General features: G+C 43.9%; 16 protein-coding genes and 3 pseudogenes. 7 read left to right on the top strand and 12 right to left on the bottom strand.

The window, feature by feature from the left end:
• Positions 1-4 precede the first annotated feature (4 nt).
• The 11 genes and pseudogenes from B6A27_RS05400 to yjfP all read right to left on the bottom strand — a co-directional run bounded on the left by B6A27_RS05400 (position 5) and on the right by yjfP (position 10,906).
• Positions 5-1,162, bottom strand: a pseudogene (locus B6A27_RS05400) (acetylornithine transaminase).
• Complete coding sequence (gene argB / locus B6A27_RS05395) at positions 1,162-1,935, bottom strand: acetylglutamate kinase (protein ID WP_044745715.1); 774 nt, start codon at positions 1,933-1,935, stop codon at positions 1,162-1,164. Before argB ends, B6A27_RS05400 begins: the two are co-directional and overlap by 1 nt.
• A gap of 19 nt (positions 1,936-1,954) precedes the next feature.
• Complete coding sequence (argJ, locus tag B6A27_RS05390; RefSeq protein ID WP_080860599.1) at positions 1,955-3,184, bottom strand: bifunctional ornithine acetyltransferase/N-acetylglutamate synthase; 1,230 nt, start codon at positions 3,182-3,184, stop codon at positions 1,955-1,957.
• Positions 3,185-3,201: 17 nt separating this feature from the next.
• Positions 3,202-4,239 carry an N-acetyl-gamma-glutamyl-phosphate reductase gene (argC, locus tag B6A27_RS05385; RefSeq protein WP_080860598.1) on the bottom strand — a complete coding sequence of 346 codons (1,038 nt, stop codon included), beginning with the start codon at positions 4,237-4,239 and terminating at the stop codon, positions 3,202-3,204.
• 261 nt (positions 4,240-4,500) lie between these two features.
• On the bottom strand, positions 4,501-4,731 hold the full coding sequence (gene moaD / locus B6A27_RS05380) for a molybdopterin converting factor subunit 1 (RefSeq protein WP_066148258.1): 231 nt from the start codon (positions 4,729-4,731) through the stop codon (positions 4,501-4,503).
• Positions 4,728-5,198 carry a molybdenum cofactor biosynthesis protein MoaE gene (locus tag B6A27_RS05375; RefSeq protein ID WP_080860597.1) on the bottom strand — a complete coding sequence of 157 codons (471 nt, stop codon included), beginning with the start codon at positions 5,196-5,198 and terminating at the stop codon, positions 4,728-4,730. The genes moaD and B6A27_RS05375 overlap by 4 nt, the downstream gene beginning before the upstream one ends.
• On the bottom strand, positions 5,195-5,704 hold the full coding sequence (gene mobB / locus B6A27_RS05370; RefSeq protein WP_080860596.1) for a molybdopterin-guanine dinucleotide biosynthesis protein B: 510 nt from the start codon (positions 5,702-5,704) through the stop codon (positions 5,195-5,197). The genes B6A27_RS05375 and mobB overlap by 4 nt, the downstream gene beginning before the upstream one ends.
• Positions 5,701-6,960 (bottom strand): molybdopterin molybdotransferase MoeA, encoded by a 1,260-nt coding sequence (locus B6A27_RS05365; RefSeq protein WP_080860595.1) that lies wholly within the window; start codon positions 6,958-6,960, stop codon positions 5,701-5,703. Before B6A27_RS05365 ends, mobB begins: the two co-directional genes overlap by 4 nt.
• A gap of 476 nt (positions 6,961-7,436) precedes the next feature.
• Positions 7,437-8,459, bottom strand: coding sequence for a GTP 3',8-cyclase MoaA (gene moaA, locus B6A27_RS05360; protein WP_236631795.1), 1,023 nt, complete (start codon positions 8,457-8,459; stop codon positions 7,437-7,439).
• A gap of 375 nt (positions 8,460-8,834) precedes the next feature.
• Positions 8,835-9,428 carry a molybdenum cofactor guanylyltransferase gene (gene mobA, locus B6A27_RS05355; protein WP_236631794.1) on the bottom strand — a complete coding sequence of 198 codons (594 nt, stop codon included), beginning with the start codon at positions 9,426-9,428 and terminating at the stop codon, positions 8,835-8,837.
• A gap of 716 nt (positions 9,429-10,144) precedes the next feature.
• Positions 10,145-10,906 (bottom strand): esterase, encoded by a 762-nt coding sequence (yjfP, locus tag B6A27_RS05345; RefSeq protein ID WP_080860592.1) that lies wholly within the window; start codon positions 10,904-10,906, stop codon positions 10,145-10,147.
• Between the two features lie 139 nt (positions 10,907-11,045).
• Between yjfP and B6A27_RS05340 the strand changes: the two genes are divergently transcribed.
• The 3 genes from B6A27_RS05340 to B6A27_RS05335 all read left to right on the top strand — a co-directional run bounded on the left by B6A27_RS05340 (position 11,046) and on the right by B6A27_RS05335 (position 12,266).
• Positions 11,046-11,852, top strand: coding sequence for a Cof-type HAD-IIB family hydrolase (locus B6A27_RS05340; RefSeq protein ID WP_066148248.1), 807 nt, complete (start codon positions 11,046-11,048; stop codon positions 11,850-11,852).
• 85 nt (positions 11,853-11,937) lie between these two features.
• Positions 11,938-12,090 carry a hypothetical protein gene (locus tag B6A27_RS18785; RefSeq protein WP_172798648.1) on the top strand — a complete coding sequence of 51 codons (153 nt, stop codon included), beginning with the start codon at positions 11,938-11,940 and terminating at the stop codon, positions 12,088-12,090.
• Between the two features lie 2 nt (positions 12,091-12,092).
• The gene (locus tag B6A27_RS05335; RefSeq protein WP_080860591.1) at positions 12,093-12,266 is read left to right on the top strand and encodes a DUF3813 domain-containing protein; all 174 of its coding nucleotides are present in this window, start codon (positions 12,093-12,095) and stop codon (positions 12,264-12,266) included.
• A gap of 134 nt (positions 12,267-12,400) precedes the next feature.
• Here the strand turns inward: B6A27_RS05335 and B6A27_RS05330 are convergent.
• Positions 12,401-12,619, bottom strand: a pseudogene (locus B6A27_RS05330) (YitT family protein); the annotation flags it as partial.
• 104 nt (positions 12,620-12,723) lie between these two features.
• Between B6A27_RS05330 and B6A27_RS05325 the strand changes: the two are divergent.
• From B6A27_RS05325 to B6A27_RS05310, 4 genes and pseudogenes are all read left to right on the top strand, one after another.
• Positions 12,724-13,587 carry a DegV family protein gene (locus B6A27_RS05325; RefSeq protein WP_080860588.1) on the top strand — a complete coding sequence of 288 codons (864 nt, stop codon included), beginning with the start codon at positions 12,724-12,726 and terminating at the stop codon, positions 13,585-13,587.
• 63 nt (positions 13,588-13,650) lie between these two features.
• Positions 13,651-13,783 (top strand): annotated as a pseudogene (locus B6A27_RS19040) (DUF3941 domain-containing protein).
• A gap of 679 nt (positions 13,784-14,462) precedes the next feature.
• Positions 14,463-15,128, top strand: coding sequence for a response regulator transcription factor (locus B6A27_RS05315; RefSeq protein WP_066148242.1), 666 nt, complete (start codon positions 14,463-14,465; stop codon positions 15,126-15,128).
• Positions 15,129-15,137: 9 nt separating this feature from the next.
• Complete coding sequence (locus B6A27_RS05310) at positions 15,138-16,262, top strand: sensor histidine kinase (protein WP_080860580.1); 1,125 nt, start codon at positions 15,138-15,140, stop codon at positions 16,260-16,262.
• The last annotated feature ends 10 nt before the right edge of the window (positions 16,263-16,272 follow it).

Genomic DNA, 16,272 nt, shown 5'->3' with positions numbered 1-16,272 from the left:
GCTCCTAGGAAATAGCCACATATTCGTTTAGCAACACTTCTTTCAAGATGGCAACAGCCCTATCCAGTTCTTCTTTCGTTACAATCAGCGGCGGCACTAAACGAATCACATTCGCGCCAGCGGGCAGTACAAGCAATCCTTTTTCATGGATAAGCGGAATCAGCTTTGCCACATCCGCCTCGCATTCGATTCCTATTAATAAGCCGAGGCCGCGCACTTCTCACACATGTCCGACTCCGGCTAAAGCCGTGCGAAGCTGCTCTAAGAAATAATGTCCTTTTTCTGCTACGCTTTGTAAAAAATCATCTTGGAAAATCACTTGCAAGGTGGCTTTCGCCGCCGCCATTGCTAACGGATTTCCGCCAAATGTGGAGCCGTGAGTTCCCGCTGTAAACGCATCTCGCAAAAAGGCCTTGCCAATCATCGCTCCGACCGGAAAGCCGCTTCCTAATCCCTTGGCTGTCGTAATAATATCTGGTTCAATCGAAAAATGCTGATAGGCAAACGCCTTCCCGGTCCGTCCAATTCCCGTCTGCACCTCATCAACGATCAGCAATGCTCCATATTGTCGACACAACTGAACAGTTTTTTGTAAAAATGATTCATTGATTTGTCTTACTCCGCCTTCGCCTTGCACGATTTCCAGCATCACAGCCGCCACTTGTTCACTCATTTCCTTTTTCAGCACCTCTATGTCATTAAACGGAAGGTGAACAAACTCCGGTAAAAGCGGTCCAAAGCCCTTATGAACTTTTTCTTGTCCTGTTGCCGACATCGTAGCAAACGTCCGGCCATGAAACGACTGCTGAAAAGAAATCACTTTTGCCCGTCCTGTATACTTTCTTGCCAGCTTTAACGCCGCTTCATTTGCTTCCGCACCGCTATTGCAGAAAAACACATAATCCCCGCAGCTGTGCCCGGCAAGCAGCTGAGCCACTTCTTCCTGCAATGGATTTGTAAATAAATTAGAAGTATGCCACACCTTATTTAGCTGAGCTTCCAATGCCTCTTGCACTTGTGGCGGACGATGCCCTAAATTGCAAACCGCAATTCCAGCCACAAAATCTAAATATTGCTTGCCATCTGTAGCGACAACTGTCGTTCCTTGTGCCGATTCCACACATAGATCCCAACGATTATACGTCGGAAATAACGCTCCCATTAGCAAACCCCCGCTTCCTTTTGAATGCTCGTTCCATGTAGTTTTCCTTCTGAATAAAATGAGTGCTTCCCGCTTACAATCATCACCTCAGGCAGAGAATCCGACAAAGCGCTTAGCGCCGCTTTGACCTTCGGGATCATCCCTCCTGAAATAATTCCGTCCTCTATCATTTTTTCAATTTCTTCTGCTGTTGCATACTCCACAAGTGAACCGTTGTGCAGCACTCCTGGAACATCGGTCACAAAAATGAGCTGTTGGGCTCGCAATGCTTGGGCGATAGCACCAGCGGCCGTATCGGCGTTAATGTTATATTTTTGTCCGTTCTGATCGCATCCGATCGGCGCGATCACCGGGATATAACGAACACGAAGAAAATGGGCTAAAAATGATGCGTTAACGCGGGTGACGGTTCCCACATACCCTAGCCGTTCAAGATCAAGCGGAGCCGCTTCAAGCAACCGGCCATCCACGCCGGACACCCCGGCACCAGGCAAATGGTATTGCCAAAGCAGCGAAACAAGCTGTTTATTTACTTTTCCGGCTAAGACCATTTCAACGACATCCAATCCTTCTTTTGTCGTTTTCCGCAACCCATTCACAAACTCGCTTTCAATCGCCAGCTGCTTTAACATTTGCCCAATTTCCGGCCCTCCTCCATGAACGATGACAATATTTTTTCCTTGGGCATGCAACGCTTGCAAGCTTTGAAAAAATGATGAAGATAATTCGTTAAGAACGCTTCCTCCGCATTTAATGACAATCGTTCCCTCCATTTTCCTCTTCCCCCCGTCATCACGTGCGATAGCTTGCGTTAATTTTCACGTAATCATAAGTTAAATCGCATCCCCATGCGACTCCTGTACCATTTCCAAGATGCAGGTCAACATGAATCATAATTTCATGATTTTGCAAATAAGCCGTTGCTTCCTCTTCAGAAAACGGTTGGGGTTCGCTTGCTTTTAGCATGACAATATCCCCTAATGTAATATCGACGCAGTCAGGGTTGACGGTTGCATCCGCGTAACCGATCGCGCCGATAATTCTTCCCCAATTGGCATCCGCTCCATAAACCGCCGTTTTGACAAGATTAGAGCCGACAATTTGTTTGGCGATACGCTTGGCATCGTCATCCGTCACAGCCCCTGATACGCGAACCTCAATCAGCTTGGTCGCTCCTTCTCCATCTTTGGCAATTTGTTTCGCCAAATCCTCGCATGTTTTCTTTAATGCATCGTAAAATTTATTCCATTCTGGATGGCGCGGCGTTAATTCGGTTGTTTCAGCAAGGCCGCTCGCCATGACGACCACCATATCATTTGTAGACGTATCGCCATCGACCGTGATCTGATTAAACGATAGATCAGTAATGGAACGAAGCGCCTCCTGCAAAACGGGCGAGGAAATATTAGCATCTGTTGTAATAAAAGCGAGCATCGTCGCCATATTAGGATGAATCATTCCTGATCCTTTGGCAGCCCCTCCGATTGTCACGGTTTTCCCCTCAATCGTCGTTTGATAACAGGCTTGCTTCATGACTGTATCGGTCGTCAAAATGGCGGTTTGAAACGCGTGTGCGCTTTCCTCTGTAACGCTCGGCTGCAATTTTTTTATGCCTTCGCGAATTTTTTCCATCGGCAAAAACTCTCCAATGACTCCCGTAGAAGCGACCGCTACGTAGTGCGAAGGCAGCCCGAATTGCAGAGCGCAAAGCTCCCGCATTTCATAGGCATCTTTTAATCCCTGCTCTCCTGTACACGCATTGGCGCATGCGCTATTGACGACGATCGCCTGCAATTTTTGCTCAACCGCGATGCTCTCTTGCGTAACTTTCAGCGGAGCAGCTTGAAAATGGCTTTGAGTATAAACGGCTGCGCAGGAGGCAGGCACATCGCAAACAATCACTCCAAGATCTTTTTTTATATATCGCAAACCAGCGTGTACACCTGCCGCCTTAAATCCCTTTGGGGTAACAACGGCCCCATTGGCAACGCAGTAAATTTCATGCTCCTGTTTCGTTAACATTTTGCTTCTTCTCCTTCCTATGGATAAATAGGGGCAACCTTCAATCCTTCTGACTCGTTCCATCCCATCATCACATTAAAGTTTTGAACAGCCTGGCCCGCGGCCCCTTTCACTAAATTGTCGATGACAGAAACAACAGTGATTCTTCCTGTTCTTTCATCATAAGCGATGCCGATATCGCAATAGTTTGAGCCGTACACTTCTTTTGTCGCTGGAAATTGTCCGGAGTTTCGGACGCGGACAAAATGAGCCGTTTCATAACTTGTTTTATATAAATCTAGCAATGTCTCAAGCGACAGCTCTACTTTCGCTTGAGCATAAATCGTCGCCATAATTCCCCTCGTCATCGGGATTAAATGGGTGCTAAACGTAATCGGCTGAATGTGTTCGTTCCAAAGCTTCAGCATTTGCTCAATTTCCGGGATATGCTGATGCTCATTTACTTTATAAATTTTCACATTTTCATTAATTTCGGAAAAATGTGTATTTAACGACGCTTTTCTTCCGGCTCCTGATACCCCTGATTTAGCATCCACAATGATCGATTGTTCTTCAATAAGCCCATTCTGCACAAGTGGCGCCAATCCAAGCAGCGTCGCTGTCGGGTAGCATCCCGGATTCGCGAGCAGCTGAGCCTTTCGGATCTCTGTTCGATTCCATTCGGAAAGTCCATACACAGCTTTCTGCAAATATGAATGCTCCGCAGCTGGCCGCTTATACCATTTCTCATATACGGTGCCATCTTTCAAACGAAAATCGCCAGAGAGATCAATCACTTTTATTCCTTTCTCAATTAGCGATGGGGCCAACTCACTGGACACTCCAGGAGGCGTTGCAAAAAAGACAACATCATTGGCTGCAGCGATTTGTTCAATCGCCATTTTTCTTAAAACATTCCCTCTGTTTTCGCCCGTATGCGGAAAACTTTGCGATAACGCCATGCCATCCTGCGATGAAGAATAGAGATGGCAACGTTCAACATGAGGATGGTGCTGGAGAAATCTCAGCAATTCCACACCGCTGTATCCTGTTGCGCCAATGATTGCAATATTCATAGTTGTCCTCCTCGAACAATGATATTCATGTAGTTATCATTATAATACTGCATAAAAATAAAATCAAATGTATATTTATTTTTATTTGTATTTTCTATCAAAATCGCAAACAAGCAGGCTTCTATTTAAAGAACAAAATGAGAGATCCAACTTATTGTGTTAATATTTGTTTAGATATGGGGACATTCTCCCCCCGTCCTTCTCCTTCCATTCCATTATATAAAAAGGCGTTCAAGGTCTCCCTTGAACGCCTTTCAATCTTTATCCTCCGCTAACCGGTGGAATAAAAGCAATTACATCGCCCGGCTGCAACCGTTGATTCTCCTGGGCATACTCTTCATTCACCGCAACCATCACATTTTGCAAATTCACCCCATATTTCACTTCTATCTGTCGTTTTAATTGCTCAATTGTGATCGGTTCGTACTCTATGCTCATTTGTCCATTCCCAACCGCTTCTTTTAAAGAGGCGAAAAAAAGCAGCGTGATCACGCCAGATCCTCCTCCTTCGGCTTTCCATCTGGATATTCCTTCGTTTCAAGTTGGTTTCCAATCCATTGTGTGCCATCCTCCCAATATTCTTTTTTCCAGATCGGCACGATTTGTTTTATTCTTTCGATCGCGTATTGATTGGCCTCATAGGCATCCTTTCGATGCGGCGTCGACACGGCAATCACAACGGCCACATCGGAAATGTCGAGCTTGCCGATTCGATGGGTAATCGCGGTTTTGGCTTCCGGCCAACGTTCCTTAATTTCTTGAGCGATGCGTTCGAGCATTTTTTCTGCCATCGTGGTATAGGCTTCATATTGTAAAAATAGCGTGCGTTTTCCATTTGTAAATTCTCTTACGGTCCCGACAAAAACGGCAACCGCTCCCGCCTCAGGGCGAACGACCTTTCGCACCACGTCTTCAATCAAAATCGGCTGATCAGTAACCATAAATAATGTCTCATTCATCTCGCTTTTTCCACCTCATTCATGACCCATTGCAAATAGGTCTGTTCATTATCAAGAGAAAACAGAGGATACGGTATATCGAAAGGGACGAAATCCTTCTGCCAGGCAATGACACCGATAATATTTTGCAAATGGCCAAGCTGCTCCCAATCCGAAGGTGTTCGAATCATTATGATTTTAGGGTATGGTTCGTCTTTATATCCTTCGATAAGGACAAAGTCGAGAGAAAAAAGAGAATACATGTGTAAAATCTTTGATAACGTCCACTCTGGATGAATCGCATGCAACTGCAGCATTCCGCCTCCTTCTACCGCTGCCGCCAGCGCTCCTGCCCGCAGATGGCGGTTTGAATCGGTTGACGTCTGTCCCGTCTCCGGCAGCCCCCCATGGCCATGATGCTTCACTGCTCCCACTTTATATCCTGCTTGTACTGCCAGTTGAATCCATTTCTCTATCAGTGTCGTTTTTCCGCTATTTTTATAGCCGACCACTTGCCAAACCTTCATTGGGCGCTTCCCTCTTCGCTATCGAGCAGCCAAACATCCACAAGATCCCCCTTGACAAAGCCGCGAGTGCCTCCTGGAAGTACGGTCAGCGCATTGGCTTTAGCAAGAGAGGTCACAATATTCGATTTATCCATCCCAACCGGCGAAGCATAAAGCTGCCCTCCTTGAGCACTTACATAGCTTCTAACAAAACGAGTAAACGGATTAGGCTTCGTGAAATCCTCTAATAGGATGGCTTTCGTCTTGTATAAATGCGGAGTGGATGAATATAGCATTGTACGCACAACAGGGCGAACGAACAGTTCATATCCGACATAGCACGCTGACGGATTGCCCGACAATCCAAACAGCAGCTTGCCGTCCAATTGGGCTACCGTCGTTACGCTTCCCGGACGCATAGCTACTTTATTAAATAACACTTCGGCGCCGAGTCGCTCATAAATTACCGGTAAATAATCATAATCGCCGACAGACACTCCTCCTGTTGTAATCAGAAAATCCACATCAGGAAGCGCCTGTTCGATCGCGGCAAGACATTGATCTGGATCATCCGGCAATTTTCCTAAATCAACGGGAGTGGCTCCGCTGCGAAGCACTTGCGCCTGAATCATATACGCATTGCTATTGCGGATTTTCCCAGGAACAAGCGGCTCTGATACATCCAATAATTCATTCCCTGTTGCCGCAACCCCAATTTTCGGTTTTCGAGCCACTTTGACCTCTGAATAGCCAAACGTAGCCAATAACGCCTGCACGCCAGGATTGATGAATGTTCCCTTCTCCGCTAGTACTTCTCCTTTTTTAACATCCTCTCCTTGGAACGAAATGTTATCCCCTGAACGAAATGGACGCTTAATCGATATATATGTCTTTCCATTTCGTTCATATTGCTTAGCTAGCTCTAGCATCACTACCGCGTCGCAGCCATCAGGAATGGGCGCGCCTGTCATAATTCGCACCGCTTGAAATGCAGCTACTGCTTTTGCGGCCACTTGCCCCGCTCCAATCGTTTCAATTACTTCCAGCTCAACAGGATGATCGAGGCTGGCAAGTGCCGAATCGGCCGCTCGAATGGCAAATCCATCATATGGAGAGCGGTCAAACGGCGGAACGTCATGATCCGCATAAAGATCTTCCGCTAAATATCTCCCGTACGCCTCCGTGAGCGGAACCCTTTCTTTTTCTCCTTCTCTTGCATAAAGCATCACTTTTTGAATCGCTTCCGCTACAGGAATTGGATTTCTTTTTTCTAACATCATCGATCCCCCTTACTTATTCCGTACACAATAAAATGGGTATCGCTGTTTCATGTAACAGCGCTGGTCCATCTTCTGTTTTTTATTGTATTTTATATCAAATGCTCAAAGCGATACAGCCAAACAACGGAAATAGGAAACAGCGCTCCATCTTGCTAACGCGCCACATCGTATATTCTTTTAACAAAATGAATGAAAAACCTTCTATACTCTCTTATATTACAAGCCGCTTGAAGACCCAAGAAATCATCTTCCCTTCCGACCGTGGATTTTGTAACAGCTCCCATCCCATATTCGAGCGAATCTGACACAATAAGTGTATGTTTATCTGATTCTATCATGTCTCATAAAGATTCTGCACGCTTTCCTTACTTTTGTACAGATGATATTCTTCCTCTTCTTTCAATCAAATAAAAAAGACCAATCTGTTGAATTGGTCCTTCACGATCATGTCTCTCACTTTTTTTACTAAAAATCTATCCGCCGATATAGGACATCTCAATTTTTTTTCGTTCTTGATTTGCTTGCAGGGCACGCTCATCTGAATAGCGATCCGTCCTGTTTGTCCATGTCTCCATTACCAGCTGCTTTAACGCTTTCTTACCAGCCCCTTGACGAAGCAATGTCTTTAATGACGTTCCATTTGCGGCAAACAAACAGGTATACAATACTCCGTCCGCCGATACCCGCGCTCTTGTGCAACTGCTGCAGAATGATTGGGTGACCGAAGAAATAAATCCTACCTCTATATTCGTTCCAACGTAACGATATCGGCTCGCCACTTCTCCAAAATAGGCCCGTTCGATCGGCTCAAGCGGATGCCATTGTTCAATTTGTTCATATATTTCTTTTTTCGTCATGACTTGCGACAGATTCCAGCCATTTGATGTCCCGACATCCATAAATTCAATAAACCGCAAAGGAATTCCTTCTGCTTTGAAATGCTTGGCCATTGGCACAACTTGAGAATCATTCCATCCTTTTTTTACAACCATATTTACTTTCACAAGCAGCCCCGCCTCCTTTGCCGCGGCGATTCCTTTCAAAACAGGCTGAACGCCAACACCGACGCCGTTCATTTTTTTAAAAATTTCATCCTCTATTGCATCCAAACTGACATTGACTCTCCCAAGCCCTGCATCCTTTAATCGATTCGCCATTTTCACTAAATGAACTCCGTTGGTAGTTAAAGCGATATCACCGATACCTGGGATATTGGCCAATCGTTCAACCAACAGCGGCAAATCTTTCCGCAGCAGCGGCTCGCCGCCTGTAATGCGGATTTTTTCTACTCCTAACTCGGCAAAGGTTTCTGCAACCAGCACCATTTCATCCATCGTCAGCAACTCGTCTTCCTGCAAAAAGCGAAAATGAGGACCAAAAATTTCAGCCGGCATGCAATAAACACAACGGAAATTGCATTGATCGATTACAGAAATACGCAAATCACGCAGCGGCCGGTCCCATCGATCAACGACTATCGGCTTATTTCGGTTCATGGTGCCTCCTCTTTTCATCATAAAATATTTTCTTAACCGCATGTTCAAATCGAATAAACATGTTTTGATGATCCATCATGTTTATGAACCTCCCACTCCTCCCCTCCATTAAGAGATGGGAGACTTCTCGGCGGATGATGTTAAACAACAAGCGCTTGCCAGTTGTGTTTGTAAAAGCGGATGTTACATGAAAGTATACCATAAATCGATAAATTCAGCCGTGAAAAAAACATCGATCCTCCATCTTCATCATCCAACATGCTCAGGCAAAAAATAAAGCTTTGCATGATGTGTCGATCCTAACACCATGCTATGATTGCACACTTACAGCTCAGTTTCCTTACTTGTGACGCTCTCCCCTTTCGAACGTTGTTCTCATTCCGCTGCAATGTCGGCATATTCATCTAAGTCATTCACATTCCGAAATACGATCTCTTCTGCCCCAAAATCTTGTTCATTGACATAGCGAACGGAGCAATGTTCAAATAGCGATCTCATTCTGTTGTCGCCGTGCTGCAGCATATGTTCTATCCACTTCATTGTCCGGCGATGGTAAGCGCCAACCAATGGTTGCAGCCGGCCAAAATGCGTGGAGACCACAATATCAAATGCACAATCAACATATGATACCATCCTGCCAACTGTGTCGCTTTGCATATAGGGCATGTCACAAGGAAGCACAAATATCCAGTCTGCTTCTGTTTGTTTCATAACCGTATAGAGGCCGGCAAGCGGTCCTTGACCGCGATACCGCTCTTCATCCATCACTACCTTCTCGTTTGTCACCATTCGCTCAAAACGTGCGACAAGATCGGGATGGCTGACAATATACACCTCTTTCACAAAAGGATGCAGCGCATCGACAGCGATTTGAAAAAAATACTGATCCTTTCGTTTGGCAAACGCCTTAGGGCTGCCAAAGCGGCGCGATTGACCTCCAGCCAAGACCGCTCCGATCATCCGTTCCACCGTCTATCCCCCGCTTTGTCTGATCATACAGATCCGTTTTGATATAATCCCATTTACTCCATCATTTTAAGTCGACTTTCATGTTTAGTAAAAATATGGAATATATAGCCGATTCAAAAGCAAAATTTCTCATTTTTTGGACGGTTGGAGGCAAATCAAGGAGCTTCCAGCGACCATCTATTTTCCATAGACCGTTCGTCCCAGTTTCATGTAACTTTTTATATATAAATTTTCCGGTCATTAGCTCATAAAACGAACCTCCTTTATATTATAATAGATTATATATACACGAAAACTGCTAGACCCATTCGACGAAGCACTGCCTATCCACATGCTTCAAAAATTTTTAATGATCATGAAAGGGGAATGGCCCTTGGAAGAGTTCGTCGGCTTTTGCTCAAAGTGCGGCAAACCGATTCATTGCTTGTCAGGATTTTTAAACGGTGTCATCAGCGAGGAACAAGAAATGCTCTATTGCTTTGAATGCTACCAGAAAAAAAGCGAAACATACAAAAAAAGTAAATATATAAGCGAATGAAGGGGCCTGGTCTTCGGCCCCTATGTTTATGATATGGAAACTTCCTTTCGTCCTTCTCCTGGTCGCCATCAAACAAAAAACCGTGCTTGACGCAGCTGAACACCTCTACCCCCAAACGATTTATGGACCATGTCCATCGAGAAATCTCCCGGCTTGAAATGACGTGTAGGTGAGAGACTCATACATGCTGAGCGAACCAATCAACTGTTTGCAAAAACGCAGCTCTTGTCACTTTATGTCCCGCCTCATCATCAGAAATAAATTTCAGCTTCCCGTTCTCATAAAAAGGTTTTATTTGTTGATAAAACTCATATGTATAATGATAAGGTACCACTGAATCTCGCTGCCCGTGCCACATCATGAGCGGGCGGCCGCGCAATTTCTCCGGCTGAAGCGAAAGATCGTACGGAGCCAGCCGCTGCCGCTCGTTTTCCAGCTGTTGATCTGTCAACGGAATCTTGCGTTTCATATTTTTCACCATTTCGATTTGAACATCAAAAAACGCTTGATAATACGGACTACCCATTAAGGAAACAGCGGCTTTAATCCAGGGATACACAGCAAGCGAGCCAAATGTCACGATTCCTCCCATTGAGGTACCGGCGACGCCAATGCGCTCTTCCTGTACAAGACCACCAGAACAGAGCTCATTTTTTATCTGTTCTATATCGCCAATCGTCCGCAGAACAATATTCCAAAAGGATAATCGCAGCTGCTCGTCTGTGAGGCGTTGTGCTCTTTCTCCATGGTAAAGCGCATCTGGCAAAATGACCCGATATCCCGCCTCAGCCAGCAAATAACCAAAATGAAGATTGTGCTCTTTTGCGCTCGTAAATCCGTGCACAAATAGGATAAGGGGCAGCTTTTCTTGCTGAGCCTCTTGCTTGACCACATGCAATACAGGAATGTCGGCAATCGCTTCATTTCTAATGACAATCATAGCCACTTAGACTCCTTTACACTTTTTCTCTTCCTTTAGTGTAACATGTAGACAAAAATTTTGGAAAAGAGTTACACTATCTGTGTAAGCTCTTTATCCATTTATGTCAAATCCAAAAACTATGTACAAAGGAGCTATTATGGAACGATATTTAATTGCGTTAGATTTAGACGGTACATTGTTAAAAGATGACAAAACGATCTCTCCGCTAACTAAACAGGTTATTTTCCGCGCGAAAGAAGCTGGTCATATCGTTGTCATAGCAACTGGCAGACCTTATCGCGCTAGCAAAATGTATTATGAAGAGCTTCATTTAACAACACCTATTGTCAATTTTAACGGGGCCTTTGTGCATCATCCAAGAAACGACTCATGGGGAATACGCCACTCTCCGCTTAATCTGGAAACCATTAAAGAAATTATTGAAGTGAGCGAAACATATCACATCAAAAACATTTTAGCGGAAGTCATGGATGATGTGTATTTTCATGACCACGATGAAAAGCTGTTGGATCTCGTGAAATTGGGCAATCCCAAAATCGAAATTGGCGATTTGCGGAACATGTTAAAAGCTGATCCAACGAGCGTTCTTATTCATACAGATGAACAGCATGCCGATGAACTGCAACGTTATTTATCCACCGTTCATGCCAATGTGCTTCATCATCGCCGTTGGGCTGCTCCTTGGCATATTATTGAAATTGTTCGTACGGGTGTTCATAAAGCATTCGGATTGCAGCAAATTTGCAACTATTTCCAAATCCCTCAAGAACGCGTCATCGCGTTTGGGGATGAAGACAACGATCTTGAAATGATTCAATGGGCAGGATATGGCATCGCGATGGGAAATGCCATTGAACCATTAAAACAAATCGCCAATGATGTGACAAAAACCAATGAGGAAGACGGCATCGCTGTTTATTTAAAATCGCTGTTAAAGCTGTAACGAATTGCCTTACTATCATTCCCCCAACACGGTTACAATATAAACGACGCAGCGATGCGTCTTGATTTTCAAGGGGGAATGCGTCTTGGGTAAACGAAATAAATCAAAGCGGTTTATTCAGCAAAGCACGGATGCTGTGGAAAAACATGATGAGAGAATCCCTTATCACATGACATATGCGGAAGCCGAAGAGCGAAAAGCAAAAGAAGCGATCGAAACTTCCCTTGGAGGATACTAACTGTGGGGAGCCGTTTATTTCAAGAAGCTCAGAAAGCCGTTATGACTGCAAAAGAAACAACAGAGGAACAAACGGTTGAAAAAGCGAAAAACGCTTTATCTTCTGCTTATACTCATTCGAATTTGGCAGAAAAAAGACAGCTGCGGCAACTGCAGAATGAATTAAACGATTTATAATCATTTTAAAGAAGCCGCGGGTTGATCCGCGGCTTCAACAAGTGATAGGCAAACTCTCGATCCTCTAAAAAACAGCGACATAAATGCTACGCTAAAAAACTGTATAGCGTAAACGATTCCCCTATTTTTTTTCACCCTAAAATGGCCACAGGAATATTCAGCAGGAATAAGAGCAATCGTGTCGAAAGATGATAAGGAGTATAATCTTCCACAAGCTTTGAAGCAAGCTGAGCAATACCAGCAAAACCGCTCGTATAAACGTTGGCCGGAATCAAAAACAGATTCATCGCTGCCGCATTCAGCAGCGCATCCATTAACACGATCACCAATTTTTTTACCTGCAGTCCAATCATCGTATCACTCCGTATCAGAAAAGAGAAATTGTATTTTTGTTGTTAACTCGTTACACTTATAAGGACGAAATCATTTTTTATTTTATAGTGAGAAGGTGAACACAATGTCGATTCATATTGTAGCGGATAGCGGTTGTGATTTGCCATATTCTTTTTTGCAGGAGCACCATATTTATTTGCTCCCTCTTATCGTTCATTTAAGCGGCCGCGACTATGAGGATGCCGTCACCATCGATCCAAAGCAGGTGTATGAGGCGATGCGCAACGGGGAAGTGGCAAAAACATCCCAAACTAGCCCACAAAAAATAAAGGAAGTATTTTCCGAGCTGGCTAAAGACGGGCGCCCTGCTCTCTATATCGCTTTCTCCTCAGAGTTGTCGGGTACATATCAAACCGCCATGATGATGCGCGAAGAAGTTTTAGAACAATATCCTGATTTTCAATTAACGATTATTGACTCCAAATGCGCATCGCTCGGCCTAGGGCTTGTGGTCATGAAAGCGAGTGAGCTCGCACAAAAAGGAATGCCTTATGAGCAGCTATGTGAAACAATCGCTGCTTATTGCAGCCGCATGGAGCACATCTTTACGGTTGACAACTTAGAATTTTTAGCGCGCGGCGGGCGAATCAGCAAGGCATCAGCTGTTGTCGGAGGCCTTTTAAACATCAAGCCGCTCTTGCACGTAGAAAACGGCAAACTTATTCCGCTTGAAAAGATTCGCGGGCGCAAAAAAGTGCTAAAGCGAATGCTTGAGTTGATGGAAGAGCGTGGAAGTGATTTGCAAAAGCAACTCATCGGCATAAGCCACGGCGATGACGAGGAAACCGCATTAGAACTTAAGCGGCAAATTGAAGCCAAATTCGGCTGTACCCGCTTTTATATCTCCCAAATTGGAGGAGCCATCGGCTCACATTCGGGTCCTGGGACACTTGCCCTCTTTTTCTTAAACGAATATATTGAAGCATAAAACATTCTCTTGTTGCTCACACTATCGCTAGACAACCTCTAAAAAAAGGAGGAGAAGCTTCATATGGCTCATACAAGCGATAATGATAAAAAAGCACGAGACAATAACGCCAAACAGCATGAGAAAAATATGCTTCGTGAAAAAAATCGACAAGCGGGAAAAAACGAATACTCAAAAAAAAACCGATCATTTGTAAAAAAGCATGTTGTAGACAAAGTCCATGTTGACTTTGTCTACAACCATTTTCATATCCTTTATTGAAGGTCTCACGAAAGCGCTTGGCAGACAAGAAACGCAACCGAGTGGAGGCCATGAACGGAACAAAAACGTTCATGAGCAGACGAACGACGAGGCCCGTGACACAGGATGAAACCGCTTGGCAACAGTCTGAGGGGCTTGCAGAGCAAGCTCTTTTTTATGTGTTTTTCAGCTGAAGCTTTTGTATAATAAAAAAGCAAGAAGGACACATTTTCTATCGAATGAAACAGAGCCGTTCTAAAAAGACAACGTTTTTTACAAAAGCGCTCCCAATCTCCATGCTAAAAAATACAAACGTTAAAATATGAGGCTTCATTAGATAAAAAATAAAGGCACAAGGAGGACCAGCTCCTGCCTCTTGGTACCCATTTTCCCATGAGAACTTATACGATCACACCGAAAAGAAATAGGATTAGGCGTGTTGAAAATCCAATAAAAACCTATTAATTCCTCGCTTTTCTATCGTAGTCAGCAAGCCGTTTGCTGGCCGACTGAAGATTTTTAGCATGCCCTTCTCGAACAACGTCACGTTCTTGTTCGAGGAAAGAAGCAGAGTGCTGCCCTATCATTCTGTATTTTTTCGTAAAATATAATATAGAGAAAGGATATGAATATCCATGAAAGAGTCCGTTACGCAAACGCCCCAAACAATCAAAGTCATCATTGCGGATGATAATTCATTTGTTCGCGAAGGGATGCGAATTATATTAAGTACCTATGATGAGTTTGACGTATTAGCAACCGTCAACGACGGCCAAGAAGCTGTTGAATACTGCCAAAAATTTTCTGTCGATATTGCGCTACTGGACGTGCGCATGCCGAACATGAATGGAGTCGAAGCAACCAAACTCATATGCGAGCAAACAAACACAAAACCTCTGATCCTTACCACTTTCGATGATGACGAATACATTTTGGACGCCATCCGCAACGGCGCAAAAGGGTATTTTTTAAAAAATACGGATCCTGAACGCATACGAGAAGCGATTAAAGCTGTATACAATGGAAATACCATTATGCAAGATGTGATTATGGAAAAAATCAAATTAAATTTAACAAACGACAAAGAACCGGAGCCAAAAATTGATAAAACGCTTTTCACAGATCGGGAAATGGAAATCATGGCGTGCATTGCTAAGGGGCTTTCAAATAAAGAAATTGCGAAGCAGCTTTTTATATCGGAAGGAACGATCGCCAATTATATTACTTCGATTTTAGATAAAACTGGATTGCAGCATCGCACACAAATCGCGATTTATTATTTGACAGGAAAAATTTATTGAGGGATCGCAATGGAGCTTTTACTGATTTTAAATAAATTCATTTTATGGTGCTATATCTGCATTTGCTATTTATATTCAGATCATATCAATGCGGCTTGGTTTGTGTTTGCTTCGCTCGCTTATCTCTCCATTAATATGAGCATTTATCTTTTTAAAAAAACACAACTTAAATACAGTGGCATATGGCTATCCATGATTCTTATTTTAGCTGCGAGTTTTCAAGTGGATCCTTTCTTTATGTTGCTTTTGCCAATGAATCTATACGAATTTTTTTCCATTTACATCAATAAAAAATGGGTGCTATTGATTTTACTGATGCTTCCGCTTGCCGTGATTTCTCACAGCCTGCACCCTGCCTATTTTCTTGCAGCGTCCTTTCATTTCATGAGCGTAACGATCACTGAACAGTACGTACAAAGAGCCGCAAAATTAGAAAGCGCCCTTGACACCATGAGAAAAGATATTCACCGATTAACCAAAAGCTTAAATGATTATTATGAATATATGAAACAGTCACAATATACGCTGCAATTAGAAGAACGCAATCGGCTCGCTCAACAGCTTCACGATCAAATCGGGCATGCTATGACTGGCGCTCTGATCCAAATGGAAGCGGCCAAACGTTTACTTGATACGAACAGCTATAAAGCGAAGGAATTACTGCAAAACGCCATCCACATTTCAAAAGATGGCATCGAAAACATCCGAACGACATTAAAGCATATAAAGCCTCGTTCTGAGCAAATGGGCGTGAACCGAGTGAAATTATTCATCGAAGAGATGGCCGCACAGCACCATAGGCACATCCCATTGGTATGCAAAGGTGATTTGGAGATCATCACTCCCATTCAATGGAAAGTTATTTATGAAAACATGACCGAAGCATTGACTAACGCTATGAAATATGCCAACGCCACCGTTATTTCTATCGAGATACACGTACTAAATACGCTTATTAAAATGGAAGTCAAGGATAATGGAAAAGGAGCAGATAAAATCAAAAAAGGCCTTGGCATCATCGGCATGGAAGAACGGGCCGCTTCTGTCAATGGCACGGTCATTGTCGATGGTACAAACGGCTTTTCCGTCACCACTCTTCTTCCTATCCAAAAACATGAACCAGTTCAGACGTAACATATGAATA

The organism is Anoxybacillus sp. UARK-01 (assembly GCF_002075365.1).
In the GTDB taxonomy this organism is placed as follows: Bacteria; Bacillota; Bacilli; order Bacillales; family Anoxybacillaceae; genus Anoxybacteroides; species Anoxybacteroides rupiense.
Note: the sequence above shows the minus strand (reverse complement) of the source record. Positions and strands in the feature narration are given on the sequence as shown.

Bases quoted from the DNA above. Each gene is read 5' to 3' on its own strand.
- argB (WP_044745715.1), bottom strand. From the start codon at position 1,935: ATGGAGGGAACGATTGTCATTAAATGCGGAGGAAGCGTTCTTAACGAA.
- argJ (WP_080860599.1), bottom strand. From the start codon at position 3,184: ATGTTAACGAAACAGGAGCATGAAATTTACTGCGTTGCCAATGGGGCC.
- argC (WP_080860598.1), bottom strand. From the start codon at position 4,239: ATGAATATTGCAATCATTGGCGCAACAGGATACAGCGGTGTGGAATTG.
- B6A27_RS05375 (WP_080860597.1), bottom strand. From the start codon at position 5,198: ATGAATGAGACATTATTTATGGTTACTGATCAGCCGATTTTGATTGAA.
- mobB (WP_080860596.1), bottom strand. From the start codon at position 5,704: ATGAAGGTTTGGCAAGTGGTCGGCTATAAAAATAGCGGAAAAACGACA.
- B6A27_RS05365 (WP_080860595.1), bottom strand. From the start codon at position 6,960: ATGTTAGAAAAAAGAAATCCAATTCCTGTAGCGGAAGCGATTCAAAAA.
- moaA (WP_236631795.1), bottom strand. From the start codon at position 8,459: ATGAACCGAAATAAGCCGATAGTCGTTGATCGATGGGACCGGCCGCTG.
- yjfP (WP_080860592.1), bottom strand. From the start codon at position 10,906: ATGATTGTCATTAGAAATGAAGCGATTGCCGACATTCCTGTATTGCAT.
- B6A27_RS05340 (WP_066148248.1), top strand. From the start codon at position 11,046: ATGGAACGATATTTAATTGCGTTAGATTTAGACGGTACATTGTTAAAA.
- B6A27_RS05325 (WP_080860588.1), top strand. From the start codon at position 12,724: ATGTCGATTCATATTGTAGCGGATAGCGGTTGTGATTTGCCATATTCT.
- B6A27_RS05315 (WP_066148242.1), top strand. From the start codon at position 14,463: ATGAAAGAGTCCGTTACGCAAACGCCCCAAACAATCAAAGTCATCATT.
- B6A27_RS05310 (WP_080860580.1), top strand. From the start codon at position 15,138: ATGGAGCTTTTACTGATTTTAAATAAATTCATTTTATGGTGCTATATC.